Raw genomic sequence first — 18,853 nt, forward strand, 5'->3', positions numbered from 1 at the left:
GCGGCGGCATGCCCACCAGAGTCGGCAAGTATCGCCTTGACCAAGTGATCGGCCGCGGTGCCATCGGTGTCGTTTATAAGGGCTACGACGAGCAGATCGATCGGCCCTTGGCGATCAAGACGCTTCGTCCTGAAATTCTGGAGAACCTGAGCGAGAACGACGAGCTCCTTCGTCGCTTCGCCACCGAAGCGCGCTCCGCAGCACGGTGTCTGCATCCGAACATCGTTACGGTCTTCGACTTCGTCGAGCAGGATGGCGCGCCCTACATCATCATGGAATACGTCAATGCGGGAACGCTGGAGAATGTGATCCGGCGGGGCACGCTGCTGCCGATCAGACAGGTGGGCGAGATTATGGCCCAGCTGCTGTTCGCACTCGGCTACGCGCATTCCAAAGGTGTCATCCACCGGGACGTCAAGCCCGCCAACATCCTCTGCCCTTCCGCAGCCTCGATCAAAGTCTCGGATTTCGGCGTGGCGCATGTGGAAGCGCTCGACCTGACGAAGCCCGGCGGCATCCCGATCGGAACCCCCAACTACATGGCACCGGAGCGTTTCCTCGGGCGTGCTGCGGATGTGCGTGCGGATCTCTTCTCTGCAGGGGTCATCCTCTTTCAGATGCTGACCGGCGCGAAACCCTTCATCGCGACCGATCTGCCCGAGCTGATGCGCAAGCTGATGAACGAGCAGCCGCCATCGATCAGGACCTATCGTCCCGAGCTCTGGCCGGAAATCGATGCCGTCGTGCAGCGTGCTCTGGCTCGAAACCCCGAAGATCGCTTCCAGACGGCGGACGAGTTCGTCGTTTCACTCAACACGTCGATCGAGATGCGCCCGAGCGCCGACCTGCCGCCGCTCGATCTGACCGAACTCTCCCATATGCCTGGGAAGGAGCAGCCGTCGACACCGGCAAAGGAAAACCTCAATCAAACCATGGCGGAGGTGCTCACTCCCACTACGATCGACGCCTTGGGGCGGTCTCTCGCGCATTCGCTCGGGCCGATCGGTCACCTCCTGGTGAAGCAGGCATCGCACGAGACGATGGACATCGATACGTTCCTGGAGTTTCTCGTCGGAAAGATCAGAACCGAAGCCGAGGCGACCACCTTCCGCAGGACGGCTCAGCAGATGCTGCGTGACGACAAGGGCTTCAAGATCGCACAGATGGAGGCTGTCATCTCGCAAGCCGAGATTCGGGAGGTGACCGAGGTGCTTCTGCCGCTCATCGGCCCCGTCGCTCCAATGCTGGTCGCGCGGCAGGCCGAGAAAGCCGTCGGTCGTGACGATTTCTACCGCCGCCTTTCAGACTTCATTCCTAGCGAGCGGGACCGCGCGAGCTTTCTCAAGATTCGTGGTAAACTCAGTGAGACTAAACAGTGACACGTAGGTTCTCGATGAAAGAGTGATGGACAATCTGGCGCCCGATGTACCGAATCCCTCCGCCAAGCGCATTCGCCGTCTTCGAGCAGTCTTCGCAGCGGATATGGCCAATTTCGGCGGTTTGGTTTCCGTCGACGAGACCAACACCCTCGATGCCTTGTGGGCGACCCGGCGCATTGCGCGCGAGGAGCTTGCGACCCATGGCGGGTGGCTCTTCGGAATGCCGGGAGACGGTATCTTCGCCCTCTTCGAGAGCGCCGTCGATGCCGTTCGCTGCGCACTCGAGACGCAGGCCCGCCTCGCGGCCATGACGAAGTTCGATGCGGTCCGCCTACGGGTCGGCATCCATCTCGGCGACGTTCTGTTCCAGGACGATCTTCCTTTTGGCGAGACCCTCGTCATTGCGGCGCGTCTTGAAAGCCTCGCGGACCCGGGAGGCATTCTCGTATCGGCGGCCGTCATGGAAGCGGTGGCGCCCCGCATTTCGGCGACCTTCGGCGAACGCGGCGTGTTCGACCTCAAGCACAGTCCACGGCGGATCACGACATTCAGCGTGGAAATGTCGCCATCCGGGGCTGACATGAACGCAACCGCAAGTCTGGTCGAACCTCTCGACAGAACCGTGCTCTCCGTACCTCGATCAGAATTCGGAACGCCAGCGAGAGCGGAAGCGAGCGTGGCTCCGCCATTTCCGTCTCCCCCCAGCCCCGAGCCCCAGACCATATCGCTTCCAAAGGCGGTTCCGCTCGTCGTACCCGTTCACGCCGCGGATCCGGCTCCGCTCCCTGGCGATGACGCGATGCCGGAGAACCCTCCTGCCCCCGCTGCTCCAGGCGACTCAGCAGCGCTTCAAGCCTGCCTCGTCGAACTGACACATGCCCTGACCATCTATCTCGGGCCCGTTGCCAGCTTGCTGGTCAAGCGCCATGCCGCGAACCTGACGGATCTGACGGAGCTTGCCGAGGATCTCGCCCGCGAGATTCCTGCGAAGGACGAGCGCATGCAATTCCTCACGCGTGCCCAGCAGATCGTGGTGCGCAAGCGCCATTGACGGCCTACTCGCCGAACTCGGCGATCTCATCGATCCGTTCGAGATCGTGCACGATCAGCCCGCCCCGATCCTGAGTGAGGAGCCGCTCTTCGGCCCAGCGGTTCAAAACCTTGTTCAGCCCCTCCCGCGACATCGCCGTCCATTGAGCCATCTCGCTTTGGGTCAGCTTGAGAACGACTTCGATCCCTTTCGGCGTGGTCTTGCCATGGTCCCGGGCAAGATGTCCGAGGATCCGCGCGAGACGCTGAGGTGCCTGGCGCAGAGCGGCATCTTCCATCCGCGCACTGGTCCACCTGAGACGCCGGCACAGCAGATCGATCACGTTGCGGACGAGTTGCGGGTCCCGATCCAGGGCCTCGTAGAAGGTTCGGCGTGCAATGCTCATAAGGCGCGTCTTAAGCATGGCGGAGGAGCCAGCGGTGCGCACATCACCGTCGAGCATCCCGATCTCGCCGAAAACGGCGCCGTTCGTCAGAACGTTCAGGGTGACCTCCGCTCCCGCGGCGGAGACCGTCCAGATGCGAACCCGCCCTTCGGCGATCACGTAGAGTGCGTCCGACGTGTCACCGACATTGAACAGCAGCTCGCCCTTCTCGAGCGTTCGATTCTGAGCCTTGCGGACGATCAGCTCAACGGTCGAAGGGTCGATAGCCTTGAAGATGTCCAGCGCTTCGAGCTTGACCGCGTGATTTGCGCCGGCCGTCGTACTGGACGGTTGAACCTCAGCCATGGTCGAGTTCCCACAAAGGCGGAGCACAAGGCCGTCAAGGATAGCGACGGGCGAGACGGCATGCAAAGGCTGTCTGCTGACGAAAGCCGGCCGGTCGCCAAGAACGCGAAAGGTGTGTGACGCAGTTCACTGCCTCCGCCCACAGGGGGTGATACACCCGGGACACCGCGCCCGATTTCAGCTGGGCGATCCCTGTGATCGACCGATCGGGACGCAATCGAGGAGAGCCCGATGCCCAATTACTACCCCGCCAGCCCGGATGACGGCTTTCAAGAGCGCCTTCGCGGCGGGCGAAACGACGTTCATGAAAATGGGGATCGAGGCTATTCTCCGGACCCCTATTTCAGCGGCCGCCAGGGCGACCACGGGGGCAGCCATGGAGATGCTCCTGTCAGCCCCATGCAGCCGCATGATGGCGGGAATCTTGGCTGGGGCGATTCCGCCTGGAACGATGCCGGTGGATTCGAATCCGTGCTTTTCGGTCATACGCCCGATGGCGGGGCCACCGCCGGAGGCTTCGCACCGGTCATCGTCTTCGATATCGAAAATATCGATATCGACTTCAACACGCTGATCCAGACCACGCAGATCCAGAACACGCTCGCCCTTCTGGATGCATCCAATGGCGGCACAATCGATGTCGGAGGCAACGTCACCGCGCTCGGTCTTCAGTCGGCATCGACCGAGAATTCCGCCGGCTTCATGAACTTTCTGGACCTCTTCTCCTGAACGACGGCGACGCTCTCCATTCTGCGCCAAAGGCCCCGTTCTCGGGGCCTTTTTTATTCCAGCATAGTCCTTCAGGCATTCCAGCATGCCACCCCGATCGATCGAGAAGATCTTCAAAAAAATCTTCGAAAATCGAAAAAATCTATCGGTGTGATGCAGTTCACAGTCCCTGCCTGCGAAGTGGTGCAAAGTCCATTCATCGCCAACGGAGATCGAACTGAGGCGGTACCGGACGCAACACTTAACAGAGATAGGATAGCTCATGGACCTCAACGTGAATGCCAGCCCGATCACTCAAGCTGCTTCCACCACCGCTGTCGGCGGCGCCGGCGTCCTCGGCAACGGTGGCGATGCCATCGCCGTGACGAACCAGGAAGCCACCAGCACCAACATGCAGTTCGGCGATCACGACCACTTCCCGTGGGGTGGTGGCCCCGACCTCAACGTGAATGCCAGCCCGATCCTTCAGGTGGCAGAAACCACGGCGGTCGGCGGCCCCGGCATCCTCGGCGACGGCGGCGACGCTCTCGCCTTCACCAACCAGGACGCAGACCTCTTCAACCTCCAGGGCTAAGTCTTATCCTTCCCGGAGCGCCATCGGCCAACCGCCGATGGCGCTCTTTCCGTTTGTGATCGCGAAGCCTCACCCTATCCGGGCGAGTTGGCTATCGGACCGACATGGTCGCAGCGATGCTTGAGAATGCCGCCCTTCGCCCTGGCGCAGGACCAGAACTCCAATCTGAAAACATTGTGAAACACGTCACAGCGTTCGGCGAGGGGATCGTCCATGATCATGCCAGTTAAGCCAATGGCTCTCCACCTTGCCTGGCGGATTTCAGTTCGCGTGGATGACTCGTAAAAGGACAATCGCGATGAAGAATGGAATGAGGAACAGCGCTGAAACCCAGCTCCGTACCGCTCTTCGCACGCTCAAGAAGCCGCTGATCGGCATCAGCGCCATCAGCTGTATCGGGAATGTCCTGATGCTCACCAGCCCCATGTTCATGATGCTGGTCTACAACAAGGTCCTGTCGAGCAAGAGCCTTCCCACATTGGCGGCGCTCACCTTCCTCGCCCTGCTGCTCTACGCGTTCTATGGCTTGCTGGAGGGCTTACGCGGCAAGCTGATGGCCCGTGTCGGCATCACCTTCGACCACCGCCTCGCTCCGACCCTGTTCGAAGCGACGCTGAAACTGCCGCTCCATTTCGGGCCGCATGCCCGCAACCACGATCCGCTTCAAGATCTGGCGGCCATCCGAAACTATCTGATGGGTCCGGGCCCGGTCGCTCTCCTCGATCTTCCGTGGATGCCGATCTACTTCGCGATCCTGTTCTTCGTGAACCCGATTCTGTTCCTCGCGGCTGCAGGTGGCGCTCTGCTTCTTGTGATCCTGAGCCTGGTCAACGAATTCGTCATGAAAGGCACGATGAAGTCGGCATCCCAGGTGCACGCCGCGACGATGACCATTCTCATGGACGCAAGGCGCAACTCCGAGGCCGCCGCCGCCATGAGCATGGGAGACGACCTGTGCAAGCGCTGGGGCAGCGGATACGTGAACACGATCTCCCACGCACGCGATCTCGCGGATCATGCCAGCGTCTTCGGCGCCATTTCCAAGACGGTTCGCCAGGTCCTGCAGTCGGCAATGCTTGCGCTCGGAGCCTTTCTGGTCATCGAGGGACAGATGTCGCCGGGTGCGATGATCGCGAGCTCGCTCATCCTCGCACGGGCTCTCACGCCGATCGACCAGGTCATCGGTCATTGGCGCAGCACGTCGGCCGCCTGGCATGCTCTCAGCCGCCTGCGCTCCCTCACCTCCAAGCTTCCGAAGGCCACCCAGCAGCAGCACGGCATGCCGCGCCCCAACCATTCCCTGTCGGCGCGGGATGTGGCGATCGTGCCGCCGGGTGCAGCGGTCGCGACCGTCTCCGGCGTGTCGTTCGAGATCGAGGCGGGCGATGCCCTCGGCATCATCGGCCCGAGCGGCTGCGGCAAGTCCACGCTCGTCCGCGCCCTTGTCGGCGCCTGGCCGACAGCCCGCGGCGAGGTGCGCTTCGACAATGCACTGATCGGCCAGTATTCGCCGGATGCGCTCGCCGATGCGATCGGCCACCTTCCCCAGAGCATCGAACTGTTCGACGGAACGATCGCCGAGAACATCGCACGTTTTCGCAAGGGTACGACCTCCGAACAGGTGATCGAAGCCGCGAAGATGGCGGGCGTGCACGACATGGTCCTCGCCTTCCCTCTGGGATACGATACGCCCGTCGGCGAAGGGGGCACCACGCTGTCGGGCGGCCAGCGCCAGCGCATCGGCCTCGCCCGCGCCCTGTTCGGCAATCCGTTCCTGGTGGTGCTCGACGAGCCGAACTCCAATCTCGATCCGCTCGGCGAGCAGTCCTTGAACGATGCCATCCACCAGATGCGCCAGGCCGGCAAGATCGTCGTCATCGTCGCCCATCGGCCGAGCGCGATCTTCGCGGCCAACAAGATCCTGTCGGTCCGCAGCGGCCGCGCCGAGATGTTCGGCCCGAAGGAACAGGTCCTCGCCGCCCTGTTCCCCCGCATCGGACAGCCGCACAAGCCATCCCAGATGCCCGGCCAGCAGTCAGGAAACACGCCCGTCGTTCAATCTGGATTGGCCGTCGCCTCCTCGAACGAAAGTGAAGCGCCGGTCGCGGGTCAGACGGTTCGGCTGGACAATTCCGCCACGGCGACCGTCACCAGCCTGGATGCAACAAGGGCGCAGCGAGCCAATGCCCATGTGAGCTGAAAACTGTGAACCGGATCACAGCGCTGGAAAGTGTGGTGTGCGAGCCTGCATGCAGGAACGAGCATAGGGCTCTCGGAAGACGTGCGAGAAGCAGGAGCCGGCTCGACCTGTCGCCGTTCAAGCGGCGGTAACCCATGCAGCGGAGCGCACCATGACCGAGTTCGAAGCTGACCTCGTCGCCAATTCCTCCTCCATGCGCCGGCTGATGCGCTGGTTCATATTCAGCTCCTTCATCGTGTTCTTCGGCATCGGCGGCTGGGCGGTGGCGGCCAAGGTCGACAGCGCGGTCGTCACGGCGGGCACCTTCGCGGTGGAGTCGAGTGCCCAGACGGTTCAGCATCTGGAGGGCGGTGTCATCGGAGCGATCCTCGTCAAGGATGGCGATCTCGTGCAGGAGGGACAGGTGCTCGTCCGGCTCGATGCTGCCAAGGTTACGGCCGATGCGAGCATCTTCGAGCGCAAGCTGATCGATCTGACCGCTCAGAAGGCACGTCTCGAGGCGGAGAACCTGGACCGCACGACGATCGAGCGGCCGAATGTTTCGATGCCCTCCAGACAGGCCGAGAGCGCCTTGAAGGCTGCTCTCGCTGCCGAGGAAAGCCTGATGAACGAGCGGCGCTTCACGCGGTTGAACCAGCTTTCGCAGCAGCAGGAGCGAAAGCATCAGGTCGAGCGGCAGATCGATGGATTCGGCGAGAGATACCGGGCGCTCAAGGAAGAGCTCGCCCAGGTGACAGCCGAGCTTGCCGACCAGCGCATGCTTGACAGCAAGGGCCTGATCCGACGCCCCGTTCTGCGCCAGACCGAGCGCGAGGTGAGCCGCCTGAAGGGCGAGATGGGCGATAACGAAGCCCGCGTTGCAGGCGCTCGTTCCCAGCTCACCGAAATCGAGTTCAAGATTGCCGAGCTGACCCGCAACGCCCGCTCGGAGGTCCTGAGGCAGCTTCAGACCGTCACGGCGGGTCTTGCCGAGACCGACGAGCAGCTCTCTGCCGCCCGGGATCGCCTGCAGCGGCTTGACATCCGGGCGCCACGGACGGGACTGGTCCACGAGCTCACGGTGCATACGATCGGCGGCATCGTCGGCCCTGGCCAGAAGCTGATGTCGATCATCCCGAGCGCGGAGCCGCTGATCGTGAATGCGAAGATCCGGCCCGATGAGATCAACCAGGTGCATCTCGACCAGCCGGCGACCATCCGCATCAGCGCATTCAAGCTTCCCACGCCCTTGGAGCTGGAGGGGGTCGTCACCAACGTCTCTCCGGACCAGGTCGTCAGTGGCCAATCCGGACAGGCCTATTTTACCGTCAAGATTGCCATCGCAGCGGGAGAGCGGCGCAAGCTCGAGGGCAAGGAACTGACGCCGGGCCTTCCGGCAGAGGTTCTGATCCGCGGTGACACACGGCGTATCATCACCTATCTGACGCAGCCCCTCACCGACAAGATCGGCATTGCGTTCCGTGAATAGCAGTTCGGCGCGCTGCTGAACTCAGAGCCGGTTCCACTTGCGTGGAACCGGCTCTCTTCATTGCTTTGCCGCATTTTTTACGGCGAACCGGATCCACTTCGCCGAAAATGCTCTAGCCTCTCGGCGACGGCACGGGAACCCTGTGCCGTCGCAAGCGCGAATCGGCGTGGCTGCGGCCTATCTTCAAATCGGCTTCGGTCGAGATCGCCTACCCAGTTCGCACCCTCGTCATGGCGGAGAGAAATCTTATAAGATCCGCCGGGTCAGGACGCCGATTATCCCGACATCGAGAGGCGACCATGAACAGGGCGGAGCGAAGCTTTTCGCGCCGAAGCCGTTCCGGGCGGGGACGGCAGGTTAAATCGGTCAATCTTGCGCTCCAGGGCGGGGGAGCCCATGGAGCCTTCGCATGGGGCGTGCTCGATCGCCTGCTGGAAGAGGAAGCCATCGCCTTCGACGGCATCAGCGCGACCAGCGCGGGGGCCGTGAACGCCGTCGTTTGCGCCTATGGGCTGATCGAGGGAGGACGCGAAGGCGCGCGCCGGGCATTGCAGGAGTTCTGGCAACGGATCTCGTGCACCGCGCGGCTGAGCCCCCTTCAACCGTCCTTCCTCGATCGCTTCACAGGCAATCGCAGCCTGGATCACTCGCCTGCCTTCCTTTTCTTTCACATGCTGACGCAGGTCGTCTCGCCGTACGAGCTCAATCCGTTCAACTACAACCCGCTGATCGAGGTGCTTGACCAGGTGGTCGATTTCGAGCTCTTGCGGCGCAATCCCCAGGTCGATCTGTTTCTCTCTGCCACCAATGTCCGCTCGGGCAAGATACGGGTGTTCGAGAACCACGAGATGAGCGCCGAGGTGGTTCTCGCATCGACCTGCCTGCCCTTCATATTTCAGGCCGTCAAAATCGACGAGGAGTACTACTGGGACGGAGGGTATATGGGAAACCCCGCTCTCTTCCCCCTGATCTACCGCTGCGAGTCCTCCGACATCGTGGTCGTTCACATCAATCCCATCAGCCGGCCGAGCGTTCCGACGACGGCCGCCGAGATTCTCAACCGGATCAATGAAATCAGCTTCAACTCGTCTCTGATGAGAGAGGTGCGGGCGGTCGAATTCCTGAACAGACTTGTCGACGAGGGGCGTGTCCTGACCCCCGATATCAGGCAGGTGCGCCTGCATGCGATCGAAGCGGATGAAGTCATGCAGCACCTCGGCGCGGCTTCGAAACTGAATGCCGATTGGGATTTCCTCACCGAACTGCATGCCATCGGCCGCGAGAAGGCGAACGCATGGCTGCAGGGCGACTTCGCGAAAGTCGGCAACCAATCATCCATCGATATCCGCGATAAATATCTGTAGGCGCGCGATAGCGGACTAAAGCATCGGACCCAAAAGTGGACTTGCACTTTTGGGATGCTTCCGATGCTTTCTCCTTGAATGAGATCATCGATCCGGCACAAGCGGATATTTGTGACCGCGTGCACAGAAGAGGGAAACGGAAAAGGTCAGTCTGATCCCATGAGCGATCGAGCCAACGGGGATGTCCCCCCTCAACCCGATCGCACCATCTCCCGAGGGAGGCTGAAGTGGGAAGACGCCTTTGGATCGCTCTGGCCTCGCTCTTGCTGGCAATGAATGCGGCGGCTGCCGGCCCGCGTCTCTATCGGGACAACGAAGCGCCTCCCCTCGCGGGCTGGGTGGAGTTCTGCAGCGGCAACCCGGAGGAATGCATCGTCGATCGGCGCGAGGCCGAAATTCTGCCCTTCACGGAAACCCTTGCCGCCCTCCTCTCCTCCGTGAATCTTTCCGTGAACCGCGCCCTGATACCCGTGACCGATCAGAACCATTGGGGCATCGTCGAGCGGTGGAGCTATCCAACGGACGGAATGGGCGATTGCGAGGATTATCAGCTTCTGAAGCGCAGGATGCTGCGCGAAGCCGGTCTGCCGCAGCGCGCCCTGAGAATGACCGTCGTGATCGATGAAAACGGTGAAGGGCACGCGGTTCTGACTGTCCGCACCGATCGCGGCGACCTCATCCTCGACAACAAGACCGACGAGGTTCTGGAGTGGTTCAAGACGAACTACCGCTACATCAAGCGGGAAAGCTCCGAGGCGACAGGTTGGGTCTATCTCACACTCGAACCTGCCGGGACCGCCCTTACATCGTCTAACGAGAAATAGCCTTTCACCCCCTTGTTCAATCGCTTCGAGGTCTGATGCTGTCGGCCACCGACAGCATCGCCCTATCGACGATCATCCCGATGAGTCAGTTTGCGTCTGGGTCGCGCTCGGCGGCCTCTTCCTGCAGCCGCGGCGTATCGACGATCCTCACGCGGGCTCGGCCCAGCTCCACGACCCCGAGCTTCCGCCACTTCTGCAGCTGCCGGTTGACCGTTTCGCGGCCCGCACCGACAAGAACGCTGAGTTCTTCCTGAGTGATGTCGATCTCTTCCCCAAAATCCTCGACGAGCTTCAACAGGCGTCGCGCCAGCCGGGACTTGAGCGACAGAAGGGAGGCCTCCTCAAGTCGCTCGCTCGAGAAGCGGAGGCGCTCGCAGAGCAGCTCGATGATCCTTGTCGTGATCTCCGGCTGCCGCTTGAGGAGCTCCTGAAAATCGCTTCGCCGGATCACGAAAAGCTCGGTTTGGCCCGAGGCCACGGCATCCGCGCTTCTGGGATGCCCGTCAAGCAACGCTATCTCGCCGAACACGTCGCCGGGGCCAAGAATGTTGAGCGTGAACTGCCGGCCGGTATCGGTCGTCGTCGTGATCACGATCTGCCCCCGCCTGACGCCGTAGAGAGCATCTCCGGGGTCGCCTTTCAGAAACAATGTTTCTCCATCGAGCACCTTCCGAGGCGTGCATAGACTCGCGATCTGTGCGATCGCGTCGGACCCGAGAGCAGAGAAAAACGAACTAACGGAGAGAGCCGAGAAAAACGGCGAATCCTTTTGGACCTGTTCTCCACCGAGACGCATCCTTGCGCCTCCCTCGAATGACTTCGCGAAGGGAACTCGCAATCCGAGCCGAAAGCCAGGCAATTATATATGAATAAGGGATTCTCTCAACCGGCGAGGACAAAGTTCAGCCTCGGGAGTCGACGAAGGATGGGCGCCGCCTGAGGGATTCTCGCGCTAAGAGGCTACCGACAGGATTTCGCATGATGAGACCAGCTGGAATTCAATCCTCTCCAGCACGCAAGCTTGACGGATCCGAGCGTCCTTGCACCGATCCGCTCCATTGTTACTGCTTCGCCGCGGTCAGTTCCTGCAGGACCCAGCGTCGTGCGCGCCGCATGGCGGAGAGTTTCGAGCGCTTCATCACGACCGCCTGGCGAACTGACGGAGATGGATGACGATTGCCGGCTCGGCCCTGTGGATGGCAGGCCGGATCGGAACGGAGACGATGAGCGGCTCGTCGGTCAGTCGATCCAAGACGATGAGAACCATGATTTCCTCCTGAGTTCCTCGCGATCTTCGCCTAACCCGGCATCTGCTTCTGTGACCGCGGTCACAGAGAGGGAATGGCTTAGGCAGCCAGCGAAACCTGCATACGGGTGAGCCTCGTCACATCCAGCACTTCCTTGCCCGACAGCACGACCGGTCGCGGCCCGCGGCCGTTCACGGCAATGGCGTCGGCAACGAACAGAAGAGCGAGGATGCAGAGGATGCGACGGGACATGATCGGGCTCCTTGTGAGTCCGACCATGCCACCAGGTGCTCCAGGCAACCGTGATCGCGGTCACAGAAGCCGGGAAGAGCATGTGCGAGAGTGTATCCATCGAAATGGAGGCACACATGTTCTATCTGTACTTTCACTGTGCAGGCCCCGGCGAAATCCTCATCGATCGCGAAGGCGCCGAAGTTCTGGACCTGATCGAGGCCCGCGACCGGGCTCGCGACCTGGCCCGTGTCTTCGTGGAAAAAGCCTATGGCACACGGGATTTCTCGGATTGGCATGTCTATGTCAGCGATGAGGACGACGAGGAAATGCTGCTGATCCCCTTCTCCGAGATCATGCCGACCATTCACTAGCGAGGGGCTCGGAGGACAGGAACCTCAGCCGCTCCATGGTGTGCTTGAACACGTCGGCTTTCGAGGCCTATGAATGAAGCCATCTCCTCCCGCGCATCGGCCGGCAGGAACTAAAACGGACCTGGGATTTCTCAGCTTCACACCGTCCAGCTTCGCGCTTGGCGTCTGAAACGCCCTCCGCAGACGCAACGCTTAATGCAAAGCTTCCATCGTTCGGAAATGAGCCTTCACGCTCGTTGAAAGAGCTCGGCTAGATTGAGCGCCTCGGAAGACGAGACCGGCGGGCGAGCCAGTCCGCCTGCTCTGCCAAGTGGCGCCATCGGCGTGCCATTGATCGCAATTCCGCACGCATCTGCGCACGCGAATACGGATCCTCCGCCGGACGATCCGCCTTGGCAGCTTTCTCGCTGTAGCGCCGACTGAGATTCATGCTCCGTCCGCCGTCCCGAAGCTCCAGGCGCGTGGTCAAACTCGTTCGAAGCGTGTGCGTTCGGTCCTGACGGGAGCCTTCGGGTTGTCGGGAACAGAAATGGTCACCTGCTGACCGGTCCGAGGATCGAGAATGGTGAGTGTCATCACAAGCTCCTTCAATTGAACCCATGATGATCTGGAACGTGTCCTCCTTCAGTGACGAAGGTCACACAATTTCGTCGTGTGATGCAGCACACAGTCAATCGGAAGAGACTGGGCTAAAGTCGATCCTGTTCCTCCCCTGTCAACTCAGCGCCCCGGTCCAACCTGGGCGCTTTTTCTTTTGCGGTCGTCATGCGATCGAGGCACCGCAGAACCAATCTCCCCCCATCTCTGTGACGAGCCTCACGGTGGCAAATCCTCTCTCTGAGTAAGGTCGGAAGGTGCAAAGGCCATTTCAGAGGAGTTGAAAAATGACGAAGTCTCACCGCGTTCGATTGCGTGCAGTGCTGCCCCTGCTTTTACTGGGTGGCATCACGGCCGCGGAGGCGTGCGATCCTCGGGTTACGACACGTCCCGGGGATCTCTGGGGCAGACCGGATTATGTGGTGCGGGATCACCGGCGACCGGTTGAGTCCTATCCCGGAGGCGTGGTCGTCACCACCACGTCCCGCGGCCCGATCGTGCGGGATCACCGCTCGCCCCCGATCATCCGCGATCATCGCCGGTAACGCTGCCCACAGGCAGCCCAGGCGCTCAAGCATCGAACCCGAAAGTGGATTCCACTTTCGGGTTCGATCCGATTCTCACTCCGTTAGGCAACGTGTCGTTCGGAGAAGCCCCAGATGGCCCGGCGGTCGCAACCTTCGACTGCCGGGCTTTTCCATTTGGCAGATATCTTCTGATAAGCGGTTCGGGAGCCGAACAGGAATCCGTATTGCTTCGCTTGGCTGGAAGCCCGATAGTCACATCCGATTGGCGGACGGCCGCATGCCGAGAGCTTGCAAGATCGGCTTCCGTCGATCGAGATCGATCATCGTTGCGCCAGCGGGACGCGCCGCCGCGCGAGCTCCCGCTCTTCCGCATCGAAATATCGCTGAAGCCAGATATAGGCCTCACGCACCAAGGCCCTTCGCTTCGCAGGATCTGTCGCCTTACGAGACAGTACCATCGTGTTCATGTAACGGGCCCAGTATCGCGTGCACTTGTCCATGGCATCCACTCCAGCGCGCCGAAAATCCGCATTGCACTTTCATGCCTCAAAGCGGGAGCGGCATCTGTAACCGGCATCACAGAGCCGGATGCTTCAGCAACTTATTTCGACCGGAACGGGCCTAATTCCGTGTGTGACGACGGGCACAGTACCAGGCCGATATTTCGTCAGTATGGATCTGTCCTTGAACGGGAGCACATCATGAAGCTCAATCGAAAGTCATTCGTTTCCATCCGCAAAAGCGACTGCAAGTCGGTCTTCGACTCGATCTATCTTCGCGAAGCCGTGTTCCGCAAAGCCGTGACGGCGGCGGAAGTCAAAGCCGGGATTCTGCCGCGAAAAAGCGATTGAAATGCTGCTGGCGATTGCGAACATGAGCAGGATCTGGATCATCAGGTCCTTCAGCCGAGAAGCCTCAACACCCGTCAATGAAGTCATCTGCGTGGCATTTACAAGCGGCAATGCGAATGCCGATCGTGACGGACCGGTTCCCAATCAAGCACATGCCCGGAAGATGATGCGGAAGTTCTGAAATTCCTGGCTCCTGCCAGGAGATTTCGGCTCAGGCGGAATATCCACGATAGCGTTTGGAATTACGCTTTGGGAGGCGCAACATCCATCATCTGGCTGTTGCCCGATCAGCCGCACTTGACGCCAATCAACTCACGCGCCGCCAGTAACCTTCGATCGGGATCAAAATTCCCTGACGCTCTTCGGTCGAGAAATGCGGATAATCGTTGCCCCGCGTCCAACCGCCGTTACCGCCGGGAACGAAGTGCAGATACGCGAACACGATATGAGAGATGACCCACATGCCGACCTCCTGATCTTCATCTATGGTATCGAGAGAGAGCGGCATGCTCTGAGGTGAAAGTCACACAAAGGGGCGCAAACGGTGCCTCGAGCCAGGAGGGATATTCGGCCGACTTGATTGCCACCTTTCCATTATTCTCGTTGTTGCCAATCCTAAGCTCATGATACGACGCTGGCGAACCTTTCGGGCGAATGGAGATCATCGTGACAGATATCCGGCGCATCGGCGTTGCCGCGCGGTACAGCGACCTCGTCATTCTCGGCGATACCGCACATTTTTCCGGCTATGTCCCGGAGAGCAGCGTAGGTCTCTCCGTTGCCGAGCAGACGCAAGATATCCTTGCGCAGATCGAACAGTCGCTCGTGGAGATCGGCAGCGACAAATCCAGGCTTCTGCGCGCGACGATCTGGCTGGCGGACATCGCCTCCTACGACGAGATGAACACGGTCTGGGACGCCTGGGTGCTGCCGGGGCAGGCTCCGGCGCGGGTCTGCGTCGAATCCCGGCTGGCCGATCCTGATTACGCGCTCGAGATCCAGGTCACCGCCGCGATCTGATTCTTAGCTTCCGATCGTTTCCTTGCGCTTGACCGCTCCGGAATCCGCCTTTGCGAGAGCGCTCAAGCGCTTGCGCTCGTAATGCTTGGCGAGGCGCAGGTGGCGCCAGGTGGCGTAGTTCATGGCGATCAGGAACCCATAGGTGCCGCGCAGAAAGTGCAGCCGCCCGAAATAGGCCTTCAGGAAGTTTGCCGGGAACTCGAAATAGACCCGCCATGTGGGGATCGAGACCCCCCTCACCTCGAGATCGACGGCCTGCTGGTCCGTATAGCTGTTGAGCTTCGCCAGCTGGTCGCCGAGGGAGCGCACGGAGCGATGGTGCACGAGGCCCTTCAGCTTGCCGGTCTTCGTTCCCGGCTTCAGGTCGACCCGGTCATGCACGAGGGAGGAGGAATACCGGCCGGCATCCCGGCGATACAGCCGGATGGGCGCGATCCTGTAGGCGAGAGGATGCGGCTCGCTCTCCCCGGGGAACGTCTCGGCGATGCGGATCCCATAGGCTTGGCGGGGCGGCTCCCCCTGGGCGAACAGGGCCTTGATCTCGGCGAGCAGCGTCGGGGACACCTCCTCGTCGGCGTCGAGGTTCAGGAGCCATTCGTGCCGGCACTGATCCTCGGCGAAGCGCTTCTGCAGGCCGTAGCCCGGCCAGGGATTGTAGATGACGCGGGCGCCGAGCTCTTCGGCCACCGCTTGTGTCCCGTCGGTCGAGCCGGAATCGACCACCACCAGATCGTCCGTCAGGCCGCGGACGGCGCGGATCGTCGCGCCGATCCGGTCGGCCTCGTTCTTGGCGATGATGAAGACGGAAACAGGAAGCATGGCAACGGGTGCCTAGCCGCCTTGCCGTTTCCTGGCAAGGGCTTTGGGGCTCCAGGTCGGCCTCTGCGCGCCCAGCGCCGTTTCCACTTGCGTGGAATCAGCGCTCTTCTTTGCTTGGCCGCATTTTTGGACGGCGAACCGGATCCACTTCGCCGAGAAATGCTCTAGGCCCGAGCGAGAAGCCCTTCCGCCGCCAGGGCCTGCTTCACCATCGGCCGAGCGGAGATACGGGCCATGTAGTCGACGATGGCCGAATGGGCCGAAAGGTCGACCCTGTGGAAGCGGGCCCAACTCAGCACCGTGAAACAATAGGCATCGGCAACGGTAAAATGCTGGCCTGCCAGAAAGGTGCGCCCTCGAAGGCTCTGGTTCAAATAGGTGAAACGCCGCTGGAGATGGTTGACGGCGAGTTGCCGCGCCTTGGCCGGCATGGGAGCGACCCAGAGGGGATCGAACCCCTTGTGAAGTTCGGCGCCGGTGAAATCGACCCATTCCTTGACCCTGTAGCGTTCGAGCGTTCCGAGCTTCGGCAGCAATCGGGCGCCGGGCGCCTGATCGGCGAGATATTCGAGGATGACGGGCACTTCGGCGAGGATGTCCCCGTTGTGAAGCGCAAGGGCGGGCACGTATCCTTTGGGATTGATCCTGATGTAGTCGCAGCCCGAGGCGGTCGTCTGCGTCTTGAGATTGACCTTGTCGTATTCGATCTCGAGGCCGGCCTCGCAGGCGATGATGCGGGGCGCGAGCGAACAGGCTCCAGGGGTATAATACAGCTTCATCACGCTCCTTCCTCCCGCGCCCCGGGATCTGAAATTTATAACGTAACATAGAGGCTGATTTCTACGTCACAGCGTGGCGGTTTCAAGGCGCCTTAGACTATTTGATACTTTGTTTCATTGGAGAGTTCGAAAGGCTTAGAGCAGCACACCCTCTTTCGCCTTGCCGCCCGCAGCGACGGCCGGCCTCTTCCGAACGCGCAGTTCAGCAAGGAGGGGAAAGTGGTCCGATGCCACCCGGGTCAGCGGGTTCCGCACCGGCCCGGCATCGACCACCTCGATCGATTTGGTGACGAAGACATGGTCGAGGCGCAAGACCGGCGCCCGTGTGTGGAAGGTCGGCTGCGGCTCGCCGAAGGAATTCGACAATTGCGCATCCTGCATGCGGTTGGCGATCATCCGGTAGGAGCGCGAATAAGGCGGCGCATTGAAATCGCCCAGCAGCACTGCCGGCTCGGCGCAATCCGGATGACCGATCCATTCTGGACCGATCAGGGCCGCGGCCTGCGTCCGCCGCTCGCCCGAGCGCAGGGAGAGGTGTGCGTTGACAACCTGGATCCTCTGGCCGTCGACCTCGACCTCGACCCAAAGGGCACTGCGTTTCTCGAAGGAGGGTCGCGTCGACTGGGTCGGCAGGCGCCCGCACCTGACGATCTTGGAGGAGTGGCGGGTGAGAACTGCGATCCCGTATTGCTCGCCGAGAATGCGGATCGTGGGCTGGAAATGCAGATCCATGCCGAGAGCAGACGCCACCGCGGCCGCCTGATCGATCTCGCCCGGATGGACGCGTCCGACGCGGACCTCCTGCAGGGCCACGATGTCGGGATTGCACGAGGCGATGACATCCGTAATCCGGTTCGGTGAGATCTGCCTGTCCGTGCCAAGCCAGCGATGGACGTTATAGGTCAGGATTCGAAGGGTTCGCCCCTGTTTGTCGCTATGCTTCAAAGGTCAGCACCGGCTCGATCATTCATGAAAGCTAAAAGCACCGAAGCATCCGGCACAAGCGGGAAATCGCCCCGCCCGCCTAATCGCCGAACGTGTCGGATCAATGACCTAGCCGTGAGACTGGTTCCTGCCAGGCGATGCAGGGGCCTGTTCACCTGCAAGACGGAGATGGCATTTGTACGGACCAGCCCGGTTGGATCCCGCCCCGTCATCACATCCTCCCTCGTCATCCCCGGGCTTGTCCCGGGGACCCACGTCTTATGCAGCGTGGCGGTTCTCGAAGGCGTGGGTGGCCGCACCGAGTGCGGCCATGACGCGAGGGTGTCATACCAGGCGGCCGCAGGCCGGGAATGACACGACCCCTCATGGCACCCTCTCCGTCAAGCGACCCTCTGCTGTCACCCATCCTCTCCCGTCATCCCCATCCCCTCGGCGTCATGCCCGGGCTTGTCCCGGGCACCCACGTCTTTGCAACGGGGTGGTTCTCGAAGACGTGGGTGGCCGCACCAAGTGCGGCCATGACGTGAGAGGGGTGGGGATGGGCAGTGAGAGCGTGATGTTATGTTCTCACTTTGTTCTTGACATCATTCCCAATCTTGGCTATATCGTTGCCTCAAGACCTGCCTCTGACGAGGGGCGCGCTCGCGAGGCGTCGCAGTGTGGAGGCAGGCACGGTCCCATGGCAGGCCTCGCACGCCTGTCGATGGGAGGCCCAGGATGCGGGCCGGTGGTCGGAATCGGTTCAAGGCCCCCGTCGAGCAGACGGATCCCGCCTTAAACGGTCACCGGGCCGGCCTCTCCTGTCCGCCTGAAGAAGCCGTGCGCGAAGAGGCATCTCGGCTCATCGCATTTCCATCCATCATCGAGCCGGGCTGCCATTCGCGCCACCCTCGATCCACCCAAAAGGCTCGCAGCTCACGCTGCGGGCCCCACGGTGCTGGCTCTTTGACATCGCCTTATCGATCCACCCGCCCCTCATCCCCTCGCCGTCATGGCCGGGCTTGTCCCGGCCACCCACGTCTTGAGGATCCGCCACGCTGCAGAAGACGTGGGTCCCCGGATCAAGTCCGGGGATGACGGCAGAGGATGGGGATGACGGCAGAGGGAACGGGATGACGGCGTGCAGGGCCGATGAGGCTCAAGC

Annotated in this window: 20 protein-coding genes; 11 read left to right on the forward strand and 9 right to left on the reverse strand. The window is 61.4% G+C overall.

The genetic code is table 11. The features are described 5' to 3' along the window. Positions 1-8 precede the first annotated feature (8 nt). Positions 9-1,379, forward strand: coding sequence for a serine/threonine-protein kinase (locus JKL46_RS01125; RefSeq protein WP_201829416.1), 1,371 nt, complete (start codon positions 9-11; stop codon positions 1,377-1,379). 25 nt (positions 1,380-1,404) lie between these two features. After that, the gene (locus JKL46_RS01130) at positions 1,405-2,430 is read left to right on the forward strand and encodes an adenylate/guanylate cyclase domain-containing protein (RefSeq protein ID WP_201829418.1); all 1,026 of its coding nucleotides are present in this window, start codon (positions 1,405-1,407) and stop codon (positions 2,428-2,430) included. 4 nt (positions 2,431-2,434) lie between these two features. Here JKL46_RS01130 and JKL46_RS01135 read toward each other — a convergent pair whose 3' ends face one another. Then, entirely contained in the window at positions 2,435-3,160 is a 726-nt protein-coding gene (locus tag JKL46_RS01135; protein ID WP_201829420.1) for a Crp/Fnr family transcriptional regulator, read from the reverse strand. Positions 3,161-3,391: 231 nt separating this feature from the next. Here JKL46_RS01135 and JKL46_RS01140 point away from each other — a divergent pair, with 231 nt between their 5' ends. The 6 genes from JKL46_RS01140 (at position 3,392) to JKL46_RS01165 (ending at position 10,319) form a co-directional block, all read left to right on the forward strand. Continuing rightward, positions 3,392-3,889 (forward strand): hypothetical protein, encoded by a 498-nt coding sequence (locus JKL46_RS01140; protein WP_201829422.1) that lies wholly within the window; start codon positions 3,392-3,394, stop codon positions 3,887-3,889. 262 nt (positions 3,890-4,151) lie between these two features. Continuing rightward, positions 4,152-4,463: a hypothetical protein gene (locus tag JKL46_RS01145; protein WP_201829424.1), complete on the forward strand. Its 312-nt coding sequence runs from the start codon at positions 4,152-4,154 to the stop codon at positions 4,461-4,463. A 310-nt stretch (positions 4,464-4,773) separates the two neighbouring features. Beyond that, positions 4,774-6,663, forward strand: coding sequence for a type I secretion system permease/ATPase (locus tag JKL46_RS01150; RefSeq protein WP_201829426.1), 1,890 nt, complete (start codon positions 4,774-4,776; stop codon positions 6,661-6,663). Positions 6,664-6,814: 151 nt separating this feature from the next. Continuing rightward, positions 6,815-8,131: an HlyD family type I secretion periplasmic adaptor subunit gene (locus JKL46_RS01155; RefSeq protein ID WP_201829428.1), complete on the forward strand. Its 1,317-nt coding sequence runs from the start codon at positions 6,815-6,817 to the stop codon at positions 8,129-8,131. A gap of 299 nt (positions 8,132-8,430) precedes the next feature. After that, a complete protein-coding gene (locus tag JKL46_RS01160; protein WP_201829430.1) occupies positions 8,431-9,495 on the forward strand; it encodes a patatin-like phospholipase family protein in 1,065 nt (354 codons plus the stop codon). A gap of 227 nt (positions 9,496-9,722) precedes the next feature. After that, on the forward strand, positions 9,723-10,319 hold the full coding sequence (locus JKL46_RS01165) for a transglutaminase-like cysteine peptidase (protein WP_343073996.1): 597 nt from the start codon (positions 9,723-9,725) through the stop codon (positions 10,317-10,319). Between the two features lie 85 nt (positions 10,320-10,404). Here the strand turns inward: JKL46_RS01165 and JKL46_RS01170 are convergent, their stop codons facing one another. The 3 genes from JKL46_RS01170 to JKL46_RS01175 all read right to left on the reverse strand — a co-directional run bounded on the left by JKL46_RS01170 (position 10,405) and on the right by JKL46_RS01175 (position 11,818). After that, positions 10,405-11,115, reverse strand: a complete 711-nt coding sequence (locus tag JKL46_RS01170; protein WP_201829432.1) for a Crp/Fnr family transcriptional regulator — start codon at positions 11,113-11,115, stop codon at positions 10,405-10,407. Between the two features lie 342 nt (positions 11,116-11,457). After that, complete coding sequence (locus tag JKL46_RS36225) at positions 11,458-11,586, reverse strand: hypothetical protein (protein WP_281399820.1); 129 nt, start codon at positions 11,584-11,586, stop codon at positions 11,458-11,460. Between the two features lie 79 nt (positions 11,587-11,665). Further along, positions 11,666-11,818: a hypothetical protein gene (locus JKL46_RS01175; RefSeq protein ID WP_157934255.1), complete on the reverse strand. Its 153-nt coding sequence runs from the start codon at positions 11,816-11,818 to the stop codon at positions 11,666-11,668. Positions 11,819-11,934: 116 nt separating this feature from the next. Between JKL46_RS01175 and JKL46_RS01180 the strand changes: the two genes are divergently transcribed. Both JKL46_RS01180 and JKL46_RS01185 read left to right on the forward strand, forming a co-directional pair. Continuing rightward, on the forward strand, positions 11,935-12,171 hold the full coding sequence (locus JKL46_RS01180; RefSeq protein ID WP_201829434.1) for a DUF6894 family protein: 237 nt from the start codon (positions 11,935-11,937) through the stop codon (positions 12,169-12,171). Positions 12,172-13,055: 884 nt separating this feature from the next. After that, positions 13,056-13,313: a hypothetical protein gene (locus tag JKL46_RS01185; protein ID WP_201829436.1), complete on the forward strand. Its 258-nt coding sequence runs from the start codon at positions 13,056-13,058 to the stop codon at positions 13,311-13,313. A gap of 701 nt (positions 13,314-14,014) precedes the next feature. Here JKL46_RS01185 and JKL46_RS01190 read toward each other — a convergent pair. Both JKL46_RS01190 and JKL46_RS01195 read right to left on the reverse strand, forming a co-directional pair. Further along, complete coding sequence (locus JKL46_RS01190) at positions 14,015-14,188, reverse strand: hypothetical protein (protein WP_201829438.1); 174 nt, start codon at positions 14,186-14,188, stop codon at positions 14,015-14,017. Positions 14,189-14,453: 265 nt separating this feature from the next. Then, positions 14,454-14,609 (reverse strand): hypothetical protein, encoded by a 156-nt coding sequence (locus JKL46_RS01195; RefSeq protein ID WP_201829440.1) that lies wholly within the window; start codon positions 14,607-14,609, stop codon positions 14,454-14,456. A gap of 203 nt (positions 14,610-14,812) precedes the next feature. On the opposite strand from JKL46_RS01195, the gene JKL46_RS01200 reads away from it, so the two are divergent. After that, positions 14,813-15,166, forward strand: coding sequence for a RidA family protein (locus JKL46_RS01200; protein ID WP_425493228.1), 354 nt, complete (start codon positions 14,813-14,815; stop codon positions 15,164-15,166). Positions 15,167-15,169: 3 nt separating this feature from the next. Here JKL46_RS01200 and JKL46_RS01205 read toward each other — a convergent pair whose 3' ends face one another. From JKL46_RS01205 to JKL46_RS01215, 3 genes are all read right to left on the reverse strand, one after another. After that, positions 15,170-15,985, reverse strand: coding sequence for a glycosyltransferase family 2 protein (locus JKL46_RS01205; RefSeq protein WP_201829444.1), 816 nt, complete (start codon positions 15,983-15,985; stop codon positions 15,170-15,172). Between the two features lie 164 nt (positions 15,986-16,149). Continuing rightward, on the reverse strand, positions 16,150-16,764 hold the full coding sequence (gstA, locus tag JKL46_RS01210) for a glutathione transferase GstA (RefSeq protein WP_201829747.1): 615 nt from the start codon (positions 16,762-16,764) through the stop codon (positions 16,150-16,152). A 135-nt stretch (positions 16,765-16,899) separates the two neighbouring features. Continuing rightward, positions 16,900-17,709, reverse strand: coding sequence for an endonuclease/exonuclease/phosphatase family protein (locus JKL46_RS01215; protein ID WP_201829446.1), 810 nt, complete (start codon positions 17,707-17,709; stop codon positions 16,900-16,902). Between the last annotated feature and the right edge of the window lie 1,144 nt (positions 17,710-18,853).

The organism is Microvirga zambiensis WSM3693 (assembly GCF_016735695.1).
GTDB classification, from domain to species: domain Bacteria; phylum Pseudomonadota; class Alphaproteobacteria; order Rhizobiales; family Beijerinckiaceae; genus Microvirga; species Microvirga zambiensis.